Here is a 21315-nt window from a genome sequence, read left to right on the forward strand (position 1 = left end):
GACGCATGCTCAAGCGACAGCGACGACGTCGAGAATCCGCTGCACGACCCGATCCTGGTCGATGCCGGCGGCCTCGGCTTCGAACGACAGGATGATGCGATGGCGCAGCACGTCGAACAGCACGGCCTGGATATCTTCCGGGCTGACAAAGTCGCGTCCGGCCAGCCAGGCATGGGCACGGGCGCAGCGGTCAAGGGCGATGGAACCCCGCGGGCTGGCGCCGTAGGCGATCCACTCGGCCATCTCCGGGTCGAACTTCGCGGGGTTGCGGGTGGCCATGATCAGTTGCACCAGGTATTCCTCCACGGCGTCGGCCATGTACAAGCCGAGGATTTCCTTGCGCGCGGAGAAGATCGCCTGCTGGCTCACGCGACGTTCGGGCTTGGTCTCGCCATTCAACGCTTCACCCCGGGCCTGCTGGAGAATGCGGCGTTCCACGGCGGCATCGGGAAAACCGATCTTGACGTGCATCAGGAACCGGTCGAGTTGGGCTTCGGGCAACGGGTAGGTGCCTTCCTGCTCGATCGGGTTCTGCGTGGCCATCACCAGGAACAGTGGCGACAGCTCATAGGTGCTGCGCCCGACACTGACCTGACGCTCGGCCATGGCTTCGAGCAGGGCCGACTGGACCTTGGCCGGGGCGCGGTTGATTTCATCCGCCAGTACCAGGTTATGGAAGATCGGCCCTTGCTGGAACACGAAACTGCCGGTTTCCGGCCGGTAGATTTCGGTGCCGGTGATGTCGGCGGGCAGTAGGTCAGGGGTGAACTGGATACGATGGAACTGCGCTTCGATGCCCTCGGCCAGCTCTTTGATGGCCTTGGTCTTGGCCAGTCCAGGCGCGCCTTCCACCAGCATATGGCCGTCGGCGAGCAGGGCGATGAGCAGGCGCTCGATGAGTTTTTCCTGGCCGAGGATCTGCGTTGAAAGAAAGGTTCGCAGCGCCAGCAGCGCTTCACGATGTTCCATCGGTGACTGTTCCTGGAAAGGGTGGCCCCAGGCGTTCGGATAACGCCGGGGCTGGGGGCGTTACTTTAATGCATGGCAGGGGGTGGCGACTAACGGGATTTTGTCTGGTGTGTGGATTTGTGATCGGTTTGGAGTCGTTGTGGGAGCGGGCTTGCTCGCGAAGACGTAGTGCCAGGCAACATTTTCGTCGGCTGACCCACCGCCTTCGCGAGCAAGCTCGCTCCCACAGGGGGATTGGCGGTGGACGCAGGATCAAGGAACGCCACGGATCCAGTGTGGGAGCCGAGCTTGCTCGCGATGACGGCGGCACATTCAACCTCAATACAGCCTGACCCACCGCTATCGCGAGCAAGCTCAGCTCCCACAGGGATTGGCGGTGGACGCAGGAGCTGGGAACACCACAGATCCAGTGTGGGAGCGAGCTTGCTCGCGATGACGGCGGCACATTCAACCTCAATGCAGCCTGACCCACCGCTATCGCGAGCAAGCTCGGCTCCCACAGGAGTTGGCGGTGAATGACTCAGCTCTTCCATGCCCCTGCATTCACCAGATTCACCGGCCGTTCCCCCGCCAACGCCGCCAGCAGGTTCTCCACCGCACAACGCGCCATCGCTTCCCGGGTCTCATGGGTGGCCGAGCCCATGTGCGGCGTCGCTACCACGTTGTCCATCTGTAACAACGGCGAATCGGCATTCAAGGGTTCGCGCTCGAACACATCCAGCCCGGCGCCACGGATCTGCCGGTTGCGCAGGGCCTCGATCAACGCCGCTTCATCCACCACTTTGCCCCGGGAGATATTGATGAAGATGCTCTCGGGGCGCATCTGCGCGAACGCCTGGGCGCCGATCAGCCCCTGGGTTTCGGCCGTGAGCGGCAAGGTCAGGCAGATGAAGTCCGCCTGTTGCAACAGCGTTTCGAGGCTGCAATAACGTGCGCCGAACCGTTGCTCGACCGCAGGCTTGGGCGAATGGCTGTGGTAGAGCACCGGCATGCCGAAGCCGAAATGCCCGCGTTGGGCCAGGGCTTCGCCTATGCGTCCCATGCCGATGATGCCCAGGGTCTTGCCATGGACATCGCTCCCGAAATGCCGCGGTCCGATGCTTTCCCGCCATTGGCCGGCACGGACCAGGTTGGCCAGTTCGACCACGCGGCGAGCGGTTGCCAGGATCAAGGCAAACCCGGTGTCGGCAGTGGTTTCGGTCAGCACGTCCGGCGTGTTGCTGAGCAGGATCCGGCGTTCGGTCAGGTAGTCGATGTCATAGTTGTCGACCCCCACCGAAACGCTGGCAATGGCTTGCAGGTTCGGCGCCAGGTCCAGCAGCGCCGCATCCAGCTTGAGGCTGGCGCCCAGCAGGCCGTGGGCCGTGGGGAGGGCGGCGCGCAGTTGCGCCAGGCCCTGGGCGTCGAGGCGTTCGATGAGCGTGACTTGGGCCTGGGCTTGCAGGCGTTCCATCAGTTGCGCTGACAGTTTCTTGTACAACACCACGTGCTTTTTCATGGGATGGGTCTCGATTCAGGAACGGGCGGGCGCCGGGTTGGGCGTCGCGGGGGGGGATACGGTCCGGTCGCTGGCGCCGGGCTTGAGGGCGAGGGTCAGTACCACCGACAGCAGCAACGCACCGCTCATCAGCAGGAAGGACATGCCAGGGGAGCCGGTGGTGCCGTTGAGGTAGCCCACCAGGTACGAGCCGCCGAAGGAACCCAGCGCGCCCATACTGTTGATCAAGGCCATGGCACCGCCGGCGACATTGGCCGGGAGAATTTCCGGAACGATGGCGAAGAACGGCCCGTACGGTGCATACATGCACGCGCCGGCGATCACCAGCAAGCCATAGGACCACCAGAAATGCTCGGCCCCCAGCAGGTAGGAGGCGTAGAACGCGATGGAGGCGATCAGCAGCGGCGGCCAGACAAAACGCTTGCGCTTCTGCGCCTTGTCCGACGCCCAGGACACCACCAGCATGCCGATCACTGCTGCCAGGTATGGCAAGGACGACAGCCAGCCGGCCTCGACCATGTTCATCTGCAGGCCGGCCTTGAGGATCGACGGCAACCACAGCACAAACCCGTAGACGCCGATGCTCCAGCAGAAGAACTGCAACGCCAGGATGATGACTTTGGGCGAGCGGAAGGCTTCGGCGTAGTTCTTCACCGCCTTGATGCCGACCTGTTCGGCCGCCAAGGCACTTTCCAGATCGTGTTTTTCCTGGTCGCTGAGCCACTTGGCCTGGGCCGGGCGATCATCGGCCAGGCGCCACCAGACAAAGGCCCAGAGCACCGCCGGCAAACCTTCGATGATGAACATCCAGCGCCAGTCGAATTGCTGCACCAGATAACCCGAGACCACCGACATCCACAGCATGGTCACCGGGTTACCGAGGATCAGGAAGGTATTGGCCCGCGAACGTTCGGCCCGGGTGAACCAGTGGCACAGGTACACTAGCATCGCCGGCATCACGGCGGCCTCGACCACCCCGAGCATGAAGCGGATCACGATCAGCCAGTAGGCATTGGAGACGACGCCGGTCAGGGTGGCCAGCGAACCCCAGAGGATCAGGCTGACGAAGATCAGCTTCTTCACGCTGTGCTTTTGCGCGTAGATCGCCCCCGGGACCTGGAAGAAAAAGTAGCCGAGGAAGAACAGTGCGCCCAGCAGCGACGACAGTCCTGGGGTGATCATCAGGTCCTCGGCCATGCCCGAGGCGGCAGCGAAGCCATAGTTGGCCCGGTCCAGGTAGGCCAGGCTGTAGGTGATGAAGACGATGGGCATGATGTACCACCAGCGGCGGGTGGCGAGGTTGGGCGTTTGCATGTCGTTGACTCCTGAGCTTGTTGTTTTTATGCAGCAGGTGCGTTTTGCGGTGTCCTCGATCGCGAGCAAGCTCGCTCCCACAGGGGTTAACTTGATCCCTTGTGGGAGCGAGCTTGCTCGCGATCGACGGTTTCAAACTCGGCCAATAGCTCAAGGCGCGTCGGCAACCCTTCCATGTCCCCACGGCTCTGCACCGCACGGCTGCCAATCCAGTTGGCGCGTTGCACGGCCGCGGTGATGGCCTGGCCTTCGAGCAATGCGCTGATCAGGCCGACGGCGAAGCCATCCCCGGCGCCCACGGTGTCGACCACCTGGGCCACGGGCACGCCGGCGATGACGCCTTCGTCCAGCGGCGTGCGGTAATAAGCACCGTCCGCGCCGAGCTTGATCACGACGATTTCGGCGCCTTGGTCCAGGTAGAACGCGGCGATGTCAGCCGGATCGTCGAAACCCGTCAGCAGCCGGCCTTCGCCGAGTCCCGGCAAGACCCAGTGGGCGAGGGCGGCGAGGCGATTGATTTCAGTGACCATCATCGACTCGCTGCGCCACAGGCTCGGCCTCAGGTTGGGGTCGAACGACAGGCTGCGGCCGGCCTCGCGCATGCGGGTCATCAACTCAAAGGACATCTCGCGGGCCATGTCCGACAGCGCCGGGACGATGCCCGTGGCGTGCACGTGGCGGGCGTCAAGCAACGCCGGGGCGATGGAGTCGATCGACAGATGACTGGCCGCCGAACTGCGGCGGAAATACTCGACTTGCGGGTCGCTGCCATCGACGGTGCGGGATTTGAACTGGAAGCCGGTGGGGTGCTCCGGGTCGACCGCCACGTGGCGACAATCCAGGCCTTCGTTCTCCAGCGTCTGCGTCACGAAGCGTCCCAGGGAGTCGGCGCCGACCCGGCTCAGCCACGCCACCTTGAAGCCCAGCCGTGACAGCCCGATGGCCACGTTGCTGTCGGCCCCGGCGATGCGCTTGTGGAACTGCTCGACGCTGGCCAGGTCACCGCGCTGGTCAGCCACCAGCATCGCCATGGTTTCACCGAACGACAACACATCGAATTCAGACATGGACAGGCTCCCGGCGCGATTGCCCAAGACCGGACAGGGTGGCGACATGGCGGGTGGTCAATTGCAGCAAGTCATCGCCTTGCAACGGATACTCGGCGGCGCGCATTACGCCGGCGGGCATGTGCTTGAGCAGTTGTTCCCACAGGTGCAGGTCGGTCATGGCTGGAGGCGCGGCGACGAGTTTGCCGTCGGCGCGCCGGGCCACGGCCTTGCAATGCACATACGTCACATACCGTCCGAGTTGTCGGGCGGCCACGGCGGCCGATTGGTCCTGCCACTGCCAATTGCCAATGTCGAAGGTCATGGCAACGGGCAACCCTTGGTATTCGACGGCGGTGAAGAACCGTTGCAACGGCTCGATCCGCCCGCCGTACAAGGTCTGGTCGTTTTCCACCAGTAGCTGCACCGGGCTTGCGGCGAGCACCTGGGCCAATGCCGACAGGTCATTGGCGTCGGTGAAGTGACCGAGGGAGACTTTCAGCCAGGTCGAACCGAACGCCTCGCCACGCTGCAGCGCCAGCGCCAAGTCGGGGTTGGGCCTGGACTGGCCAGCGAGCCACAGCTCCAGTGGCGACGAGAAAATACTTTGCAGCCCCCGGGCCCGGGCAGCAGCGGCCAGTTCCGAAGGTTGTTCGGTGGTGAGCAATTCTTCGCGCCATTCGATGCGCGAAGCTCCGGCGGCGGCCAGCAGCTCAATGAAATTGCCCTGGCCATGCTGCCGGACCAGGTCGGCGCCGTAGCTGGAAAGACTGATGGAAACGGGTGGGGTGTGCATGGTGGCTGTTCCTCTGAAACCGGTTTCAGTTTTGTTCAAAAAAAGGGGGTGTGCTTCAGGGCTCATCGCGAGCAAGCTCGCTCCCACACGGGATCTGTGACGCACTGAAGACCCGCTGTGGGAGCGAGCTTGCTCGCGATGAGGCCGGCCCGATCACCGAGAAACCCCAAGCGTCGACCCCCGCTCAATCAACCGCGCCGCAAAATCCAGGGTCCGCACCGGCCCGTTGTCCCCACGCAAGCGCTTGAGCAGGCATTCGAACGCGCTGGCGCCGATCTCCGCTGTCGGTTGGGCCAGGGCCGTGATGCCGCTGCCGACCAGCGGGTACCAATCCAGGTCATCGAGGGCGATCAGGCCGACGTCGTCGAATAAGTGGCAACCCAGCTCGCGCAACACCGTCGTGGCGGCCAGGGCGGCAATGCCATTGGCGCAGAACAACGCCTTGGGGCCAGGGCCCGGCTGGGCAAGAAAGGTCTTGATGCGCGTGGTCAATTGGTCACAGGTCTCCACCACAGAGCCGGCCAGGGCAGGCCGTTGGTGGATGCCGGCCTTGAAACTCTCGACCCGCTCGATTCGCGAGCTGGTGCCGTCGAACGGCTCGGTCACCAGCAACAGATCGCGGTAGCCCCGTTGCTCGAGGTGATCGAGGGCCATTTCGATGGCCGCCGGGTTGTCCAGTCCGACCAGGTCGCTGTCGAGCCGATCGACCTTGCGATCCACCAGCACCAGAGGCATTTCGCTGCGCAATTCGAACAATTCGTCACGGTGGTGACCCAGCGTGTTTACGATCAGCCCTTCGATGTTGTAGGCGCGCAACAGCGCCAGGTGCTGGCGTTCCTGCTCGTCATCGCGGTCGGTGTTGCACACCACCAGGCTATAGCCATGGCGACGACAGGCGGTTTCCACGCCATGCATCACGGCAATCGAATAAGGGTTGCGGATATCGGCCACCAGCATGCCGATCAGGCGTGTGCGCCCGCGCTTGAGGCCGCGGGCCATCTGGTTCGGCCGGTAGCCCAACTCACTGATGGCCTGGTCGATGCGCCGGGCGATGGCCTCGGAGAGCAGGGCACGGTCTTCGCCGATGAAACGCGAGACACTGGCCTTGGAGACTCCGGCGCGTTCGGCGACGTCGAGCATGGTCACGCGGTTGCGCTGGGCGGCGGAGAAAGAATTCACGGATAGAAACCTGCTTATTGGATTTATTAGCGGTTCTGAAACCGGTTTCAGGAAACACCAGAACCCAATCGGTCGTCAAGGGGGACGTGTCAGCAGCACGACCGATGGTGGTTCGCATCAGGGGCGCCGAACCACCCAGTCAATTTGCAGCGCGCCAGGCCGTGTGGTTAGCTGCCTGCCTCTCCCAGCCCCTTGACTGCCGAAACCACCATGAACTTTACCCAGCCTCGTTTGAGATTGCTGTTGATACTGAGTGTGACCTTGTTGGTGGTGGGCTGCGCGTCCTACATCCTGTTTCGCCACAGCGGCGCGCCAGCCGATGAAGGCTTCGCCGCCGAGCAATTGAACGAAGGCGGCATGGAAGACATCGGCACGCTGGCACTGCCGGAGGTGGAGAAGCGCCTCAATTATTTGATCCAGGACACCGGTGAGACCCTCAGGTCCCTGGAGCGGGTCAGCGACGTGCAATTGAGCCTGACTGTCGAGACGACCGAATCCGTCGGCGAGCAGCCGTTGCAATACGAGTCGCTGTTTGTCCCGTTCACCAGCGCGCAGCTGAAAGCTGAATTGGCGTCGATCCAAGGCCTGCGTTTTGCCCAGAGGCTATTTGCCGATGGTTCCGAGGTGCGGCTCGATACCAGCACGCTTGATCCACTCTGGAAGCGCGCCGCCATGCCGGATGAGCCGACGGCCGAGCAGTATCTGCCGCAGCGCTTGGTTTTTCGCGATGGCAGCGAAAAAACCTTCGACGAGCTCAAGGCGCCACCCAAGGTCGAGTCCGACGACATGATCGCATCCCATGACGCCTTCGCACTTGCGGTGAACAAACCGCTGGCGAGTCTCGGCTTGACAGTCGCTTACCGCAGCTATCCGGCGTTCAGGAAAGTGGTGCTGGACAAGGATCAGCCGAAAGTGACCCTGGACGACGGCCAGTCCTTCCAGCTCACGGCCCTGGGTGATGGCAGCGCTTCCGTGCGCTTGAGTACGCTGAAATTGTCGACCTTCGTGGTGCAAGGGCTGGACGATGAGGGCAGGGCGCTCTACAGCAACGGGAACAGCTCCCGGGCGTTCCCCTCCGAGGGCGATATCGCGGCGTTGCAGGACTATTACAAAGCGCTGCTGCAGACCAAGGACGACCTTGATCAGATCAAGAGCGGCCAGGCGGTGCAACAGCGGTTGGAACGCGTGACCGAGGCGCTGGTCGCTCAGGCGGGGCCGCTGCAAAACACCGAGGTCGACTACCAATTCGAGGCCACCCCGCAACGCATCGTCATCCATGTACTCGATCCGATGGAAGACAACAGCATTGAGTTCACCCAGGTCGACAACGTCCTGGCAGCCCAAGCGCGGTACATCGCCCTGGACCGCAAGGCCGAGCGCTATGGCTTCATCGACCAGGCTGGCCAGTGGTTGATCAAGCCCCGTTGGGTGCAGGTGCAAGACAGCCCGGTGGCCGATACCTACACGTTGTTTTACCCGGAGAAGTCCAGCGACCCGGAATCGGAGTGGCAGGCGTTGCGCAGCCAGCTCGCCTATTTCCCCGCCGGTAGCAACAAGCTCGTCGACCTGCCGTTCGAACACATCACCGAGGCGCTGAGCAATGGCCTGCTGTTGGTGGAGCGTGAAACCAACGGCCCTTATGGGCTCTACGATGCCAGGCATCATCGGTTTGTGTTGCCGATGAAATTCGTCAACCCCACCGTGACCGATAACCTGTTCATCGCCCGTCTCGGCAAGCGAACTGATCTCATGGAAGGCCTGTACGGCGCTTATACCCTGGCCGGCAAGGAGATCCTGCCGACGCAATTCTCGGGCATCGAGCACAGCGCGGGTCTGCTCTACGCCAGCTCCGCCGATCGAAGTCGTGAGGATGTTTTCGACCTGGAAGGCAAACGGATCAACCTTCCGGGCTACAACGTGGTAGGCCGGTTTGTGGGGCAGCAGCCGCTGTTGGTGCAGGACACCAAAAGCAGGAAGTTCGCTTTTATCGATCGCCAGGGCGCGCGACTACCGATCAAGTTGCCTTATGACGAAGTGACGCCGTTTTCCAACGGCATGGCGGTGGTCGGGCGCGATGACAGCTACGGTGCCATCGACTTGGCGGGCCGGTTGCAAGTGCCACTGGATTACCAGCAGATCAACGCGTTCCAGACCCGTTATGCAGCGGCGATCCGGGCGGGTGGGGGCTCCTCGCTGGTCTTGATCAGTCAGGACAACAAGGTGATCAAGGCGCTGGGGTCCTACACCAGCATGAAGGTGCCGGATAACGGCAATGAGGCCCGTTACTACGTGAGGGATCCGAAGAACGATGACGAGTACCTGGTTTATGACGCCGATGGCAATCTGGTGCAGAACGACAAATAACGGCGAATTCACTGACCCCGTGGCGAGGGAGCTTGCTCCCGCTCGACTGCGCAGCAGTCGCAAGGCGGCCTATGCCACTTGCCCATTACATCGCGGCGCCTGGTTTTGGGGTTGCTGCGCAACCCAGCGGGAGCAAGCTCCCTCGCCACGGGGTGCCTTTGGGACCAGGGTTGGCTGATGCCACAGGAGCGTGTTCGTGTCCGGATCTCAGAGTTGGCTTATATAGGTCCCCGTCCCCTTGAGAATGTTCTGCAACGTCAGTTCCACTTCCGCCAGGTCCGCCGCATCGGTGTCGTGGATGATCTCCAGCACATCGTCGCCATTCAACGCATCGGCATCCGCCGTGGCAATCTCAATCAGCAAGCGGGTCGGGCTGAGGGTGACCTTGACGCCGTCCAGGGTCGAAGGCTCTCCATCCAGGGTGATTTCCAGTTCGTCTTCGTCGGGGTAGCGCGTCATCAGGAACATTTCGCCCTGGGCGCTGTGGCAGCAGAGCATGGCCATGTTGTCTTCTTCGTCGTCGCACGGGTTGGCGATCAGAAGGGCGGTGGTCATTTGCATGGTGATGCTCCAGGATCGAGTGCACCGGCGGGGTGCAAAAAGTGGATTTTGCCAGCCTGAAGGATTTTCTGCTGGTTTACCGCCTCGGGGTGCCGTTTGGTCCCCAGCCTGCTAGGGTTGTTCGGTGCGCACCGGCTGTTTAGCGAGCCGATGACCGAATATGTCGCAGCTCTGCAAGCAGGCAGGATGTCGCACTCGTTAAGCTGCGCAACGGATGTGCACCTGCAAAGTCCACCCCGGGGTGATTTTTGCAGGTGTCCATGACATGAAATTACATGGAAAAGGATGTGACCTGCCGGTCCTGTCCAGCTTCACCCACCTGTCATCCTGTTTCCTCTGCCCGAGAATCAGGAACGGGATGGCCGACGGCCCCGAAAGGGGTTGCACGCGACGCTACCATCAATAACAAGCCCAAGCGGAGTACCACAGATGGCGTTCTTCACCGCAGCCAGCAAAGCCGACTTCCAGCACCAACTGCAAGCGGCACTGGCGCAGCACATCAGTGAACAGGCACTGCCACAAGTGGCGCTGTTCGCTGAACAATTCTTCGGCATCATTTCCCTCGACGAACTTACCCAGCGCCGGTTGTCCGACCTCGCCGGCTGCACCCTGTCTGCCTGGCGCCTGCTTGAGCGCTTCGACCACACGCAACCGCAGGTGCGCGTCTACAACCCCGATTACGAACGCCACGGCTGGCAGTCGACCCACACGGCCGTGGAAGTGTTGCACCACGACCTGCCGTTCCTGGTGGACTCGGTCCGCACCGAGCTGAACCGTCGCGGCTACAGCATCCATACCCTGCAAACCACCGTCCTGAGCGTGCGTCGCGGCAGCAAGGGCGAGTTGCTGGAGATCCTGCCGAAGGGCACCCAGGGCGACGACGTGCTGCAAGAGTCGCTGATGTACCTGGAAATCGACCGCTGCGCCAACGCCGCCGAACTCAACGTCCTGAGCAAGGAGCTTGAGCAAGTGCTGGGCGAAGTGCGCGTGGCCGTGGCCGATTTCGAACCGATGAAAGCCAAGGTCCAGGAAATCCTCGACAGCCTGGACAGCAGCGCCTACGCCATCGACGCTGATGAAAAGAGCGAGATCAAGAGCTTCCTGGAATGGCTGGTGGGTAACCACTTCACCTTCCTGGGCTACGAAGAGTTCGTGGTGCGCGACGAGGCCGATGGTGGCCACATCGAGTACAACCCCGATTCGTTCCTCGGCCTGACCAAGTTGCTGCGCGCCGGCCTGACCGCCGAAGACCTGCGCATCGAAGACTACGCCGTCAACTACCTGCGCGAACCGACGCCGCTGTCGTTCGCCAAGGCCGCGCACCCGAGCCGCGTGCACCGTCCGGCCTACCCGGACTACGTGTCGATCCGTGAAATCGACGCCAACGGCAAGGTCATCAAGGAATGCCGCTTCATGGGCCTGTACACCTCTTCGGTGTATGGCGAGAGCGTGCGGGTCATCCCGTACATCCGCCGCAAGGTCGCGGAAATCGAGCGTCGCTCGGGCTTCCAGGCCAAGGCGCACCTGGGCAAGGAACTGGCCCAGGTGGTCGAAGTGCTGCCTCGCGACGACCTGTTCCAGACGCCGGTGGACGAGCTGTTCAGCACCGTCATGTCCATCGTGCAGATCCAGGAACGCAACAAGATCCGTGTGTTCCTGCGCAAAGACCCGTACGGCCGTTTCTGCTACTGCCTGGCCTACGTGCCGCGTGATATCTACTCCACCGAAGTGCGCCAGAAGATCCAGCAAGTGCTGATGGATCGCCTGAAGGCCTCGGACTGCGAGTTCTGGACCTTCTTCTCCGAGTCCGTACTGGCTCGCGTGCAGTTGATCCTGCGGGTGGACCCGAAGAACCGCATCGACATCGACCCGTTGCTGCTGGAAAAAGAAGTCGTGCAGGCCTGCCGCAGCTGGAAGGACGACTACGCCAGCCTGGTCATCGAGAGTTTCGGCGAAGCCCAGGGCACCAACGTGCTGTCGGACTTCCCGAAAGGCTTCCCGGCCGGCTACCGCGAGCGCTTTGCCGCGCACTCGGCCGTGGTCGACATGCAGCACCTGCTGAGCCTGAACGAAAAGAATCCGCTGGTGATGAGCTTCTACCAGCCGCTGGGCCAGGTTTCCGGCCAGCGCGAGCTGCACTGCAAGCTGTATCACGCCGACACGCCGCTGGCGCTGTCCGACGTGCTGCCGATCCTGGAAAACCTCGGCCTGCGCGTGCTGGGTGAATTCCCGTACCGCCTGCGCCACACCAACGGCCGCGAATTCTGGATTCATGATTTCGCCTTCACCGCCGCCGAAGGCCTGGACCTCGACATCCAGCAACTCAACGACACCTTGCAGGACGCCTTCGTCCACATCGTGCGTGGCGATGCCGAGAACGATGCGTTCAACCGCCTGGTGCTGACCGCCGGCCTGCCATGGCGCGACGTGGCATTGCTGCGTGCCTACGCCCGTTACCTGAAGCAGATCCGCCTGGGCTTCGACCTGGGTTACATCGCCAGCACCCTGAACAACCACACCGACATCGCGCGCGAGTTGACCCGGTTGTTCAAGACCCGCTTCTACCTGGCGCGCAAGCTCACTGGCGACGACCTGGAAGACAAGCAACTGCGCCTGGAGCAAGCGATTCTCTCGGCCCTCGACGAGGTGCAGGTACTCAACGAAGACCGCATCCTGCGTCGTTACCTGGACCTGATCAAGGCGACCCTGCGGACCAACTTCTACCAGACCGACGCCAACGGCCAGAACAAGTCCTACTTCAGCTTCAAGTTCAACCCGCACTTGATCCCGGAACTGCCGAAGCCGGTGCCGAAGTTCGAAATCTTCGTCTACTCGCCACGGGTCGAAGGCGTGCACCTGCGCTTCGGCAACGTCGCCCGCGGTGGCCTGCGCTGGTCCGATCGTGAAGAAGACTACCGCACCGAAGTGCTGGGCCTGGTAAAAGCCCAGCAAGTGAAGAACTCGGTGATCGTGCCGGTGGGCGCCAAGGGCGGCTTCCTGCCGCGTCGCCTGCCCCTGGGCGGCAGCCGGGACGAGATCGCGGCCGAGGGCATCGCCTGCTACCGCATCTTCATCTCCGGCCTGTTGGACATCACCGACAACCTCAAGGACGGCGCCCTGGTACCGCCGGCCAACGTCGTGCGCCATGACGACGATGACCCGTACCTGGTGGTGGCGGCGGACAAGGGCACTGCGACCTTTTCCGACATCGCCAACGGCATCGCCATCGACTACGGCTTCTGGCTCGGCGATGCGTTCGCCTCCGGTGGTTCGGCCGGCTACGACCACAAGAAAATGGGCATCACCGCCAAGGGCGCGTGGGTCGGCGTGCAACGTCACTTCCGCGAGCGCGGCATCAACGTCCAGGAAGACAGCATCACCGTGGTGGGCGTCGGCGACATGGCCGGCGACGTGTTCGGCAACGGCTTGTTGATGTCCGACAAGCTGCAACTGGTCGCGGCCTTCAACCACCTGCACATCTTCATCGACCCGAACCCGGAGCCGGCCAGCAGCTTTGCCGAGCGCAAGCGCCTGTTCGACCTGCCGCGTTCGGCCTGGACCGACTACGACGCCAGCATCATGTCCGAAGGCGGCGGTATCTTCTCGCGTAGCGCGAAGAGCATCGCGATTTCGCCACAGATGAAAGAGCGCTTCGACATCAAGGCCGACAAACTGACCCCGACCGAACTGCTGAACGCCTTGCTCAAGGCGCCGGTGGACCTGTTGTGGAACGGCGGTATCGGTACTTACGTCAAGGCCAGCAGCGAAAGCCACGCCGATGTCGGCGACAAGGCCAACGACGCGCTGCGCGTGAACGGCAACGAACTGCGCTGCAAGGTCGTGGGCGAGGGCGGCAACCTGGGCATGACCCAACTGGGTCGCGTCGAGTTCGGCCTCAATGGCGGCGGTTCCAACACCGACTTCATCGACAACGCCGGTGGCGTGGACTGCTCCGACCACGAAGTGAACATCAAGATCCTGCTCAACGAAGTGGTGCAGGCCGGCGACATGACCGACAAGCAACGCAACCAGTTGCTGGCGAGCATGACCGACGAAGTCGGTGGCCTGGTGTTGGGCAACAACTACAAGCAGACCCAGGCCCTGTCCCTGGCGGCACGCCGCGCCTTCGTGCGGATCGCCGAATACAAGCGCCTGATGAACGATCTGGAAGCCCGAGGCAAGCTGGACCGTGCCATCGAGTTCCTGCCGACGGAAGAGCAACTGGCCGAACGTGTCGCGGCGGGCCATGGCCTGACCCGTGCCGAACTGTCGGTGCTGATCTCCTACAGCAAGATCGACCTCAAGGAAGCGCTGCTCAACTCCCTGGTGCCGGACGACGACTACCTGACCCGTGACATGGAGACGGCTTTCCCGCCAACGCTGGTGAGCAAGTTCTCCGAAGCCATGCGTCGCCATCGCCTGAAACGCGAGATCGTCAGCACCCAGATCGCCAACGACCTGGTCAACCACATGGGCATCACCTTCGTCCAGCGGTTGAAAGAGTCGACGGGCATGAGCCCGGCGAACGTGGCCGGTGCCTATGTGATCGTTCGGGACATCTTCCATCTCCCGCACTGGTTCCGCCAGATCGAAGCCTTGGACCACCAGGTCTCGGCCGACGTGCAACTGGAGCTGATGGACGAGCTGATGCGCCTGGGCCGTCGCGCCACGCGCTGGTTCCTGCGCAGCCGCCGCAACGAGCAGAACGCTGCCCGTGACGTCGCTCACTTCGGTCCGCACCTGGCCGCGTTGGGCCTCAAGCTCGACGAACTGCTGGAAGGTCCGACCCGCGAAGGCTGGCAGACCCGCTACCAGGCCTACGTGGCCGCCGGCGTGCCGGAGCTGCTGGCGCGCATGGTTGCCGGCACGACGCACCTGTACACCTTGCTGCCGATCATCGAGGCGGCTGACGTCACCGGTCAGAACGCCGCCGACGTGGCCAAGGCTTACTTCGCCGTGGGCAGCGCCCTGGACATCACCTGGTACCTGCAACAGATCAGCGCACTGCCGGTGGAAAACAACTGGCAGGCACTGGCCCGTGAAGCGTTCCGTGATGATGTCGACTGGCAACAGCGGGCGATCACCATCTCGGTCCTGCAAGAGGGCGATGGCGCCCAGGACGTGGAAACGCGCCTGGCACTGTGGCTGGAGCAGCACCGCGAGATGGTCGAGCGCTGGCGCGCCATGCTGGTGGACATCCGTGCTGCCAGCGGTACCGACTATGCCATGTACGCGGTCGCCAACCGCGAGCTGCTGGACGTGGCAATGAGTGGTCAGGCGGTCGTGACGGCCAACTGATCCGACGTTGAATGAAAAAGCCCCGCATTGAGAGATGCGGGGCTTTTTTTGTTTTTAAGATCCACTGTGGGCCCCTGGGGGAGCGAGCTTGCTCGCGATAGCGGTGGGTCAGCGACATTGAACTTGACTGATATATCGCCATCGCGAGCAAGCTCGCTCCCACAGGGGGGACTGCTGTGCTGTGGTCGATTAGTTTTTCAACGGAATCAACACCGCCTCATCCTCGCCCATCACCATGAACACCAGCAGCTTCGCCGGTTGGCTCGCGCTGGCGTTTCTCGACACCAGGTGTTCGGAACCCGCCGCTTCATACCAGTATTCCCCGGCTTTGTAGGTCTTCGCCGGCTCGCCCTTGACCTGGGAAGTGATGGCGCCTTCAAGTACATAGGCCATGGCTGTGCCCTCGTGCTTGTGGGCAATGGATGCTTGGCCTGGCGCGTAGTTGACGGTCAGCATCATGGCTTTTTTACCTGGAACATTTTTCAGCATTTGCTCCTGCAACACCGTGACCTTCTCCGAAGGCGCGGCTTCGTGGGCATGGATCTGGGTAATGGGCAGCAGGCTGAGGGCGGCGAGCAGACAGAGTGTTTTCATGGGGGATGGCCTATTTGGTTTCGAGTGATTTCGCGCTGTCGCGGCGATGGACTCACCCTAAGCCCCGAGGCGGGGCAAGCAAACGTCCAATCTTTCGGAAGGCGGGTAGACCAATTGGCTGGGTCGATGAAGCCATTGGCTGATGGAGCTTTTGTGGCGAGGGAGCTTGCTCCCGCTGGGTGGCGAAGCCGCCCCAGAACAGGCGGCGCGTTCCATCACAGTCTTGCGTCTGCTGCGCAGCCGAGCGGGAGCAAGCTCCCTCGCCACAGGTGAAGTGCCTGGCGGGAATAGCACCGCAGCCTCAAACAATCGGAAAACTATTGAAATCCACGCTTCGAGCCAGGCGGTTGTCGATCAGGCTGATGAAACCTTGCACTTCCGGGCAGTTGAAGTGGGCTTGCATGGCCGCTTCCGATTGCCAGCGGGCGCTGACGTTCCAGCGGTCGCCATCGTCGGGGCAACGGTCGACCAGGTAGGCATCGCAGCCGGGCAGGGCGCGCAGGGTCTCGACGATTTGCTGCAATTGCCGGCCCAGTTCTTCCGAGCGACCGGCGGCGGCTTGCACCTGCACGGTATTGATCACTTGGCGAGACATTGTTCAGGCTCCTGAATCAAGTCGGACGGTGGTTATTCACGATCAATGACACCCGTGCAGGATAGGCCTGGCGGCCCAAGGCTCAAACAGCCAATGGGCGGATAAACGCCCAGTCCAATTCTCAAGCCACCTGCTGCAGAATGTCGCGCAAACGGTCCAGGGCGACATCGATGTCCAGGGTTTCGATCGCACCGAAACCGAAGAACAGGCCCGGTCGCACGGGTACATCGTTGAAAAAACCTTCGAGGCTGTAGAGCCCGACCTCGGCTTTTCTCGCCAGCTCGATCACCAGCGCCAGGTCCATCGGCACCTTGCACAATACCGCCATATGAAAGCCCGCGGTGGTCGGCACGGCCTCGAACCAGGGCGACAAGTCCCCGGCCATGCGCGCCAGAATCCGCTCGCGGCGCCCGGCATACAGGGTGTGGCAGCGGCGGATGTGCTTGAGCAGGCAGCCTTCGGCGATGAACTTCGCCAACGCCCACTGGGGCAGGGTGGAGGTGTGCTGGTCGGTGAGGCGCTTGGCCAGGATCACGGCTTCAAGGATCGCCGGTGGCAGGATCGCGTAACCGAGTCGTAGCTCCGGCAACAGGGTCTTGGAGAAGGTGCCGACGTACGCCACGATCCCGCGCTCATCCAGGCTTTGCAGCGAGTCGGCGGCCCGACCTTCGTAGCGGAATTCGCTGTCGTAGTCGTCTTCGATGATGATCGCCCCCAACTCATAGGCCCGCGCCAGCAAAGCCTCGCGACGGGCCTGGCTCATGGGCATGCCCAGGGGAAATTGGTGGGAGGGTGTCACGTAGATCAACCGCGTGCCGTCGGGGATCAGGTCCACCCGCAGGCCTTGTTCGTCCACCGGCACCCCGGCCACCGTGGCGCCCTGGGAGCCGAACAGCAACCGCGCCGGCGGATAGCCGGGGTCTTCCATGGCCACCAGGCTGCCGGGACGGGTCAATACCCGCGAGATCAAGTCCAGGGCTTGCTGCGCGCCGTTGCACACCACGACGTCTTCGTCCTGGCAATTGACCCCGCGGGAAAACGCGATATGCCGGGCAATGGCATTGCGCAGCGCCGGCAGGCCTTCGGGCTGGCTGTAGAAGCCCTTGGCGCTGGCGATCTGGCGCAGCGCGTGGGCGGTGCAGCGCCGCCAGTCGTCCAGCGGAAACTGGCCCTTGCCGGTAGCGCCACCGATGAAGTCGTAGCGCAGCGCACCTTCGAGGGTGGGATGGCGCATCAGGTCGGGCATGGTGCGCCAGGCCTCGACGACATCGGCACCGGCCAGTTCGCGGTGGCTTTGCTTGCGTACCACTTTGGCCGGCCGCGCATTGACGTAGGTGCCTTTGCCGATAATGCCAGTGAGGAAGTTTTCGTAGGTCAGTTGGGCGTAGGTGTCGGAAACGGTCTTGCGCGAAATACCCAGTTGCTCGGCCAGCAGGCGACTGGGCGGCAGTTGGGCGCCGGCGGCCAGGCGGCCGCTCTCGATGGCGCTGCGCAATTGTTGATACAACTGGCCCGACAGGTCCTTGCGGCCGTTGATGACAACATGAAGTTCCATACCCGCAAGCTCCTGGGCGATTGTTCGGCGGCCAGCGTCAAAAGCGCAAGATTACCCGCATTGTGCGATTGCGTTGAAGTTGCGTGGGGAAAATCCCGTCGATTGGACTTGTCTCCGGCTTTTTCGCCGAATTGGACCTGTCATTGACCGACCCCAGGGCCTACCGTGGGACGCTCGAATGCCACGGAGCCCGCCATGAGCCCGCGTCTGGATTACTACACTGCCTCCCCCGGGGCGATGCGCGCGATGATCGGCTTGGAAGCCCTGACCAGTCGCCTGAGTATCGAACCGGCGCTGCTGCACCTGATCAAGATCCGCGCTTCGCAAGTCAATGGCTGCGCCTTCTGCACCGACATGCATTCGGTGGAGGCGCGACGCCAGGGCGAGACCGAACGGCGGCTCTACGCGGTGGCGGTATGGCGCGACAGCGGTTTCTTCACGGCCCGCGAACGCGCCGGCCTGGCCTGGACCGAGGCGGTGACGCTGTTGGCGCAAAGCCAAGTCCCCGACGACGTCTACGCCCAGGCCCGGGCCTGCTTCAGCGAGGAGGAACTGGTGGACCTGACCCTGGCGATCAGCACTATCAACAGCTGGAATCGGCTGGCGGTGAGTTTTCGCCAGAGTCCGGGGGGGTGATTATCTGGATCAGGCTCTGAAGTGATCCCTGTGGCGAGGGAGCTTGCTCCCGCTCGGTTGCGCAGCGACCGCAAAATTCTTGGGCCGCTGCGCCCGAGGCGTCGGACCGGCCCAGCGGGAGCAAGCTCCCTCGCCACAAAAAGCAGTGTCGTTATTTGGGTAGCGGTGAGGTGTTGGCCGGTACTGGCGGCCGCTGGGGCTTGACCGAGGTGCCAAACGTATTGCCCATGCGCACCCCCGTGGCCGCCGGGGTCGCCAGGCCGACGCTGTTCGGCGCGCGTTCGTTGACCGGCACGTTCATGGTCTCCTGGGCCCGTTGCGCTGCGGTTGCGGCCTCGGGGTCATTACCCATCTGCCGGCTCAGGCAGTTGTAGTCGGGCGTCTTGTAGCCACCGACGGTCACCTCGATACAGCCCGGGGCTTCTTCGCCCTGGGCCCAGGGCATGGCCATGAGCAGCCCGAGGCCTGCCGCCGTTTTCATCCACTGTTTCATCACCGACCTCCTGGTCCGCCATGCAAGACGGTTCGTTGTCAGGGCATCAGTCTAGTGCGGCCTGGAGGATTTGTATCAGTTGTCATACGACATTCATAAACACCCCTCAGGATGACGATTTTCAACGGATACGTCAGTCGTGCAGCAGGGCAGAGCCGAGGGCGGACGAGGACGTGGATTGACCGGGGCGCCCTTGGGGTGGCTGGTGGTGTTGCTGTGTCTGCTGAGCGCGCCGGCCCAGGCAGTCGACTGGGTAGAGCTGGACATCGCGCCCCAGGAATTGACCACGGCGCTGGAACAGTTCAGTCGTTTTACCGGCATGGCCGTGCTGGTTGACCAGCAGCTATCGGACCAGCGCCATACGTTGGGCGTGCGGGGGCGGTTCACGCCTTCCGAAGGGTTGCGGGTGTTGCTCAGCGGCACCGGGCTGGCGGCGCATTATGCCCGGGCGGATGCGTTTACGTTGCAGCCGGTGCGGGTCCGCGAGGTGCCGTTGCCTGCCGGCGTTACCCCGGGCTTGGGTGACAATAACTACGCAGCCGCCATCCAGACGGTCATACAGCGCAATTTATGTGGTTCACCGTTGACCCGCCCGGGCAGTTTCCGGGCGGTGCTGCAAATGTGGATCGGCCGGGACGGCGTGGTCCAGCACAGCCGCCTGGTCAGTTCCACGGGCGACCTGATGCGGGACAAGGCCCTGGTCGATAGCTTGCAGAACCTCAGGATCGACCGCCCGGCGCCCAGTTCGCTGCGCCAGCCGGTGACCCTGCTTTTGTTACCCGACTCATCAGGAAGAAGCATGGAATGCACAACAGGGGAAGGGGTGCCCGGGCGATGAAAGACATCGGCCGCAGCCCGTTGGTGAAGCTGTTCCTCACCTCCTATGAGGATTTCCGGGTGCGCTTGCGCCGGCGCCTGGGGTCCGAGGAACTGGCCAACGATGTGCTGCATGAAACCTACCTGCGGGTCGATCGCATGGTCGACACGTCGGACATCGCCCAGCCCAATGCCTATTTGTATCGCATGGCCCTGAACATTGCCGCTGACCGTCGGCAGGCCGATGCACGCTTGCTCACGGGGGATGAAATCGAGGAGTTGCTGCAGGTCTCGGATGAAGCGTTGGACCCGGCACGGGTGGTGGGTGGGCAGAAGGAGTTGCAGACGTTGCTCAAGGCCTTGTACGAGCTGCCGGCGCGGCGTCGCAGGATTTTCATCGCCGCCCGCCTGGAAGAAGCGCCGCACTTGGAAATCTCCCAGCGCTTCGGTATCTCCACCCGTATGGTGGAGAAGGAAATCAAGGCGGCGCTGGGGCATTGCGCCCTGCGCCTGGAAAGAAAAGTCATTCAGCGGTTCGGTCCCGGCGCGGGAAAACCGTCTTGAGAGTAGAGACCCGACCCTTTCATGAGTGTGTGTGCGCTTGAACATCTTCAGCATCGCTTCCCCTGACGCCACGCCCCAGGCCCGATTGGCCAGCGAGGCCCGAGATTGGCTGATCCTGCTGACCTCGGGACGTGCCACCGTGGCCGATGCCAGGGCCTTGCGCCAATGGTGCGGGCAAAGCCCCGAGCATGCGCGGGCTTTTGAGCAGGCCAAGGCACTGTGGCAGGGGCTGCAACCCGCCGCCACCGCATTGCAGGCGCCCCGGCATTTCGGTCGGCGGGCGTTGTTGGGTGGGGCAATCGCTGCATCGGCGGCATTCCTGTTGATCCGCGCCACGGTGCCCGGCGGTGTCTCCGGGCTGGGGGCCGACTACGTCACCGACGTCGGCGAACAGCGCCGGGTGGAACTGGCCGAGGGCGTCAGCCTGGAACTCAATACCCAGACTCGCCTCAGTCACCGTTCGCTGGCCGATGGCGGGCAAGGGTTGGAATTGCTCAGTGGCGAGATTGAAGTGCAGGGGCACAGTGCCCAGGTGGTCAGCGTCCAGGCCGGCGCCGGTTGGATCAGCGCCGCCCGGGCACGCTTCAACATCCGCTACACCGACCAGAGCGTCTGCGCGACTTGCCTGGAGGGCGTGGTGCAGGTCGAGGTGCAAGGCCAGCGGTTTCGTTTGGAGCCGGGCATGCAGTTGACCTACGACCCGCGCCAGGTGGGCACTCCCGAGCGTGCCGATGTGTCGGCGGCCGTTGCCTGGCGTGAGCAGGTCTTGGTTTTCAACGATGCGACCCTGGCCAGCGTCATCGATGAAATCAACCGCTATCGCCCCGGCATGTTGCTGCTGCTCAACCGCGAGCTGGGCCAGCGCAAGGTCCAGGCACGCTTTCGCCTCGACCAACTGGCGGGCGTGGCGCTGTTGATCCGCGATGCCTACGGCGCCAAATGCACCGAATTGCCGGGTGGGGTGGTGGTGCTGAGCTGAGCCCCGCCCCGCAGTGCCTGGGCCGGCCTCATCGCGAGCAAGCTCGCTCCCACAGGGT

Annotated in this window: 17 protein-coding genes; 6 read left to right on the forward strand and 11 right to left on the reverse strand. The window is 63.0% G+C overall.

The annotated features are described in order from the left end of the window. Nucleotides 1-9 precede the first annotated feature (9 nt). From ACIPQ1_RS10815 to ACIPQ1_RS10840, 6 genes are all read right to left on the reverse strand, one after another. Nucleotides 10-969 carry an AAA family ATPase gene (locus ACIPQ1_RS10815; protein ID WP_039589986.1) on the reverse strand — a complete coding sequence of 320 codons (960 nt, stop codon included), beginning with the start codon at nucleotides 967-969 and terminating at the stop codon, nucleotides 10-12. 520 nt (nucleotides 970-1489) lie between these two features. Continuing rightward, on the reverse strand, nucleotides 1490-2467 hold the full coding sequence (locus tag ACIPQ1_RS10820; protein WP_411387380.1) for an NAD(P)-dependent oxidoreductase: 978 nt from the start codon (nucleotides 2465-2467) through the stop codon (nucleotides 1490-1492). A gap of 15 nt (nucleotides 2468-2482) precedes the next feature. Further along, nucleotides 2483-3781, reverse strand: a complete 1299-nt coding sequence (locus ACIPQ1_RS10825) for an MFS transporter (protein WP_446534075.1) — start codon at nucleotides 3779-3781, stop codon at nucleotides 2483-2485. 86 nt (nucleotides 3782-3867) lie between these two features. Further along, nucleotides 3868-4848, reverse strand: coding sequence for a sugar kinase (locus tag ACIPQ1_RS10830; protein WP_250965129.1), 981 nt, complete (start codon nucleotides 4846-4848; stop codon nucleotides 3868-3870). Further along, nucleotides 4841-5623, reverse strand: a complete 783-nt coding sequence (locus tag ACIPQ1_RS10835) for a sugar phosphate isomerase/epimerase family protein (RefSeq protein WP_446534076.1) — start codon at nucleotides 5621-5623, stop codon at nucleotides 4841-4843. The genes ACIPQ1_RS10830 and ACIPQ1_RS10835 overlap by 8 nt, the downstream gene beginning before the upstream one ends. Before the next feature lie 153 nt (nucleotides 5624-5776). Further along, on the reverse strand, nucleotides 5777-6802 hold the full coding sequence (locus tag ACIPQ1_RS10840) for a LacI family DNA-binding transcriptional regulator (RefSeq protein ID WP_353050737.1): 1026 nt from the start codon (nucleotides 6800-6802) through the stop codon (nucleotides 5777-5779). 210 nt (nucleotides 6803-7012) lie between these two features. On the opposite strand from ACIPQ1_RS10840, the gene ACIPQ1_RS10845 reads away from it, so the two are divergent. Beyond that, nucleotides 7013-9166 (forward strand): WG repeat-containing protein, encoded by a 2154-nt coding sequence (locus ACIPQ1_RS10845; protein WP_446534077.1) that lies wholly within the window; start codon nucleotides 7013-7015, stop codon nucleotides 9164-9166. A gap of 207 nt (nucleotides 9167-9373) precedes the next feature. Here the strand turns inward: ACIPQ1_RS10845 and ACIPQ1_RS10850 are convergent, their stop codons facing one another. Then, a complete protein-coding gene (locus ACIPQ1_RS10850) occupies nucleotides 9374-9727 on the reverse strand; it encodes a hypothetical protein (RefSeq protein WP_250965126.1) in 354 nt (117 codons plus the stop codon). A gap of 429 nt (nucleotides 9728-10156) precedes the next feature. Between ACIPQ1_RS10850 and ACIPQ1_RS10855 the strand changes: the two genes are divergently transcribed. Further along, nucleotides 10157-15025: an NAD-glutamate dehydrogenase gene (locus ACIPQ1_RS10855; RefSeq protein WP_446534078.1), complete on the forward strand. Its 4869-nt coding sequence runs from the start codon at nucleotides 10157-10159 to the stop codon at nucleotides 15023-15025. 189 nt (nucleotides 15026-15214) lie between these two features. Here the strand turns inward: ACIPQ1_RS10855 and ACIPQ1_RS10860 are convergent, their stop codons facing one another. The 3 genes from ACIPQ1_RS10860 to pdxR form a co-directional block, all read right to left on the reverse strand. Next, nucleotides 15215-15619: a cupin domain-containing protein gene (locus tag ACIPQ1_RS10860; RefSeq protein WP_446534079.1), complete on the reverse strand. Its 405-nt coding sequence runs from the start codon at nucleotides 15617-15619 to the stop codon at nucleotides 15215-15217. Between the two features lie 301 nt (nucleotides 15620-15920). Further along, nucleotides 15921-16214 carry a putative quinol monooxygenase gene (locus ACIPQ1_RS10865; protein ID WP_122566412.1) on the reverse strand — a complete coding sequence of 98 codons (294 nt, stop codon included), beginning with the start codon at nucleotides 16212-16214 and terminating at the stop codon, nucleotides 15921-15923. Between the two features lie 121 nt (nucleotides 16215-16335). Beyond that, nucleotides 16336-17769 (reverse strand): MocR-like pyridoxine biosynthesis transcription factor PdxR, encoded by a 1434-nt coding sequence (gene pdxR, locus ACIPQ1_RS10870; RefSeq protein ID WP_446534080.1) that lies wholly within the window; start codon nucleotides 17767-17769, stop codon nucleotides 16336-16338. Nucleotides 17770-17964: 195 nt separating this feature from the next. On the opposite strand from pdxR, the gene ACIPQ1_RS10875 reads away from it, so the two are divergent. Then, on the forward strand, nucleotides 17965-18405 hold the full coding sequence (locus ACIPQ1_RS10875) for a carboxymuconolactone decarboxylase family protein (protein ID WP_411387386.1): 441 nt from the start codon (nucleotides 17965-17967) through the stop codon (nucleotides 18403-18405). 151 nt (nucleotides 18406-18556) lie between these two features. Here the strand turns inward: ACIPQ1_RS10875 and ACIPQ1_RS10880 are convergent, their stop codons facing one another. Further along, on the reverse strand, nucleotides 18557-18898 hold the full coding sequence (locus ACIPQ1_RS10880) for a hypothetical protein (RefSeq protein ID WP_411387387.1): 342 nt from the start codon (nucleotides 18896-18898) through the stop codon (nucleotides 18557-18559). 205 nt (nucleotides 18899-19103) lie between these two features. On the opposite strand from ACIPQ1_RS10880, the gene ACIPQ1_RS10885 reads away from it, so the two are divergent. The 3 genes from ACIPQ1_RS10885 to ACIPQ1_RS10895 are packed head-to-tail and all read left to right on the forward strand — an operon-like array spanning nucleotide 19104 to nucleotide 21257. After that, nucleotides 19104-19736, forward strand: a complete 633-nt coding sequence (locus ACIPQ1_RS10885) for a secretin and TonB N-terminal domain-containing protein (protein ID WP_411387499.1) — start codon at nucleotides 19104-19106, stop codon at nucleotides 19734-19736. Further along, a complete protein-coding gene (locus ACIPQ1_RS10890) occupies nucleotides 19733-20278 on the forward strand; it encodes a sigma-70 family RNA polymerase sigma factor (RefSeq protein ID WP_053119708.1) in 546 nt (181 codons plus the stop codon). Before ACIPQ1_RS10885 ends, ACIPQ1_RS10890 begins: the two co-directional genes overlap by 4 nt. A 37-nt stretch (nucleotides 20279-20315) precedes the next feature. Continuing rightward, nucleotides 20316-21257: a FecR family protein gene (locus ACIPQ1_RS10895; protein WP_411387500.1), complete on the forward strand. Its 942-nt coding sequence runs from the start codon at nucleotides 20316-20318 to the stop codon at nucleotides 21255-21257. The last annotated feature ends 58 nt before the right edge of the window (nucleotides 21258-21315 follow it).

This window comes from Pseudomonas sp. LARHCG127 (assembly GCF_052871455.1).

What these genes read in the sequence shown, in the direction of transcription:
- ACIPQ1_RS10815 (WP_039589986.1), bottom strand. Translation starts at nt 969, where the DNA reads ATGGAACATCGTGAAGCGCTGCTGGCGCTGCGAACCTTTCTTTCAACG.
- ACIPQ1_RS10850 (WP_250965126.1), bottom strand. Translation starts at nt 9,727, where the DNA reads ATGCAAATGACCACCGCCCTTCTGATCGCCAACCCGTGCGACGACGAA.
- ACIPQ1_RS10845 (WP_446534077.1), top strand. Translation starts at nt 7,013, where the DNA reads ATGAACTTTACCCAGCCTCGTTTGAGATTGCTGTTGATACTGAGTGTG.
- pdxR (WP_446534080.1), bottom strand. Translation starts at nt 17,769, where the DNA reads ATGGAACTTCATGTTGTCATCAACGGCCGCAAGGACCTGTCGGGCCAG.
- ACIPQ1_RS10875 (WP_411387386.1), top strand. Translation starts at nt 17,965, where the DNA reads ATGAGCCCGCGTCTGGATTACTACACTGCCTCCCCCGGGGCGATGCGC.
- ACIPQ1_RS10825 (WP_446534075.1), bottom strand. Translation starts at nt 3,781, where the DNA reads ATGCAAACGCCCAACCTCGCCACCCGCCGCTGGTGGTACATCATGCCC.
- ACIPQ1_RS10860 (WP_446534079.1), bottom strand. Translation starts at nt 15,619, where the DNA reads ATGAAAACACTCTGTCTGCTCGCCGCCCTCAGCCTGCTGCCCATTACC.
- ACIPQ1_RS10865 (WP_122566412.1), bottom strand. Translation starts at nt 16,214, where the DNA reads ATGTCTCGCCAAGTGATCAATACCGTGCAGGTGCAAGCCGCCGCCGGT.
- ACIPQ1_RS10830 (WP_250965129.1), bottom strand. Translation starts at nt 4,848, where the DNA reads ATGTCTGAATTCGATGTGTTGTCGTTCGGTGAAACCATGGCGATGCTG.
- ACIPQ1_RS10835 (WP_446534076.1), bottom strand. Translation starts at nt 5,623, where the DNA reads ATGCACACCCCACCCGTTTCCATCAGTCTTTCCAGCTACGGCGCCGAC.
- ACIPQ1_RS10880 (WP_411387387.1), bottom strand. Translation starts at nt 18,898, where the DNA reads ATGAAACAGTGGATGAAAACGGCGGCAGGCCTCGGGCTGCTCATGGCC.
- ACIPQ1_RS10820 (WP_411387380.1), bottom strand. Translation starts at nt 2,467, where the DNA reads ATGAAAAAGCACGTGGTGTTGTACAAGAAACTGTCAGCGCAACTGATG.
- ACIPQ1_RS10890 (WP_053119708.1), top strand. Translation starts at nt 19,733, where the DNA reads ATGAAAGACATCGGCCGCAGCCCGTTGGTGAAGCTGTTCCTCACCTCC.
- ACIPQ1_RS10855 (WP_446534078.1), top strand. Translation starts at nt 10,157, where the DNA reads ATGGCGTTCTTCACCGCAGCCAGCAAAGCCGACTTCCAGCACCAACTG.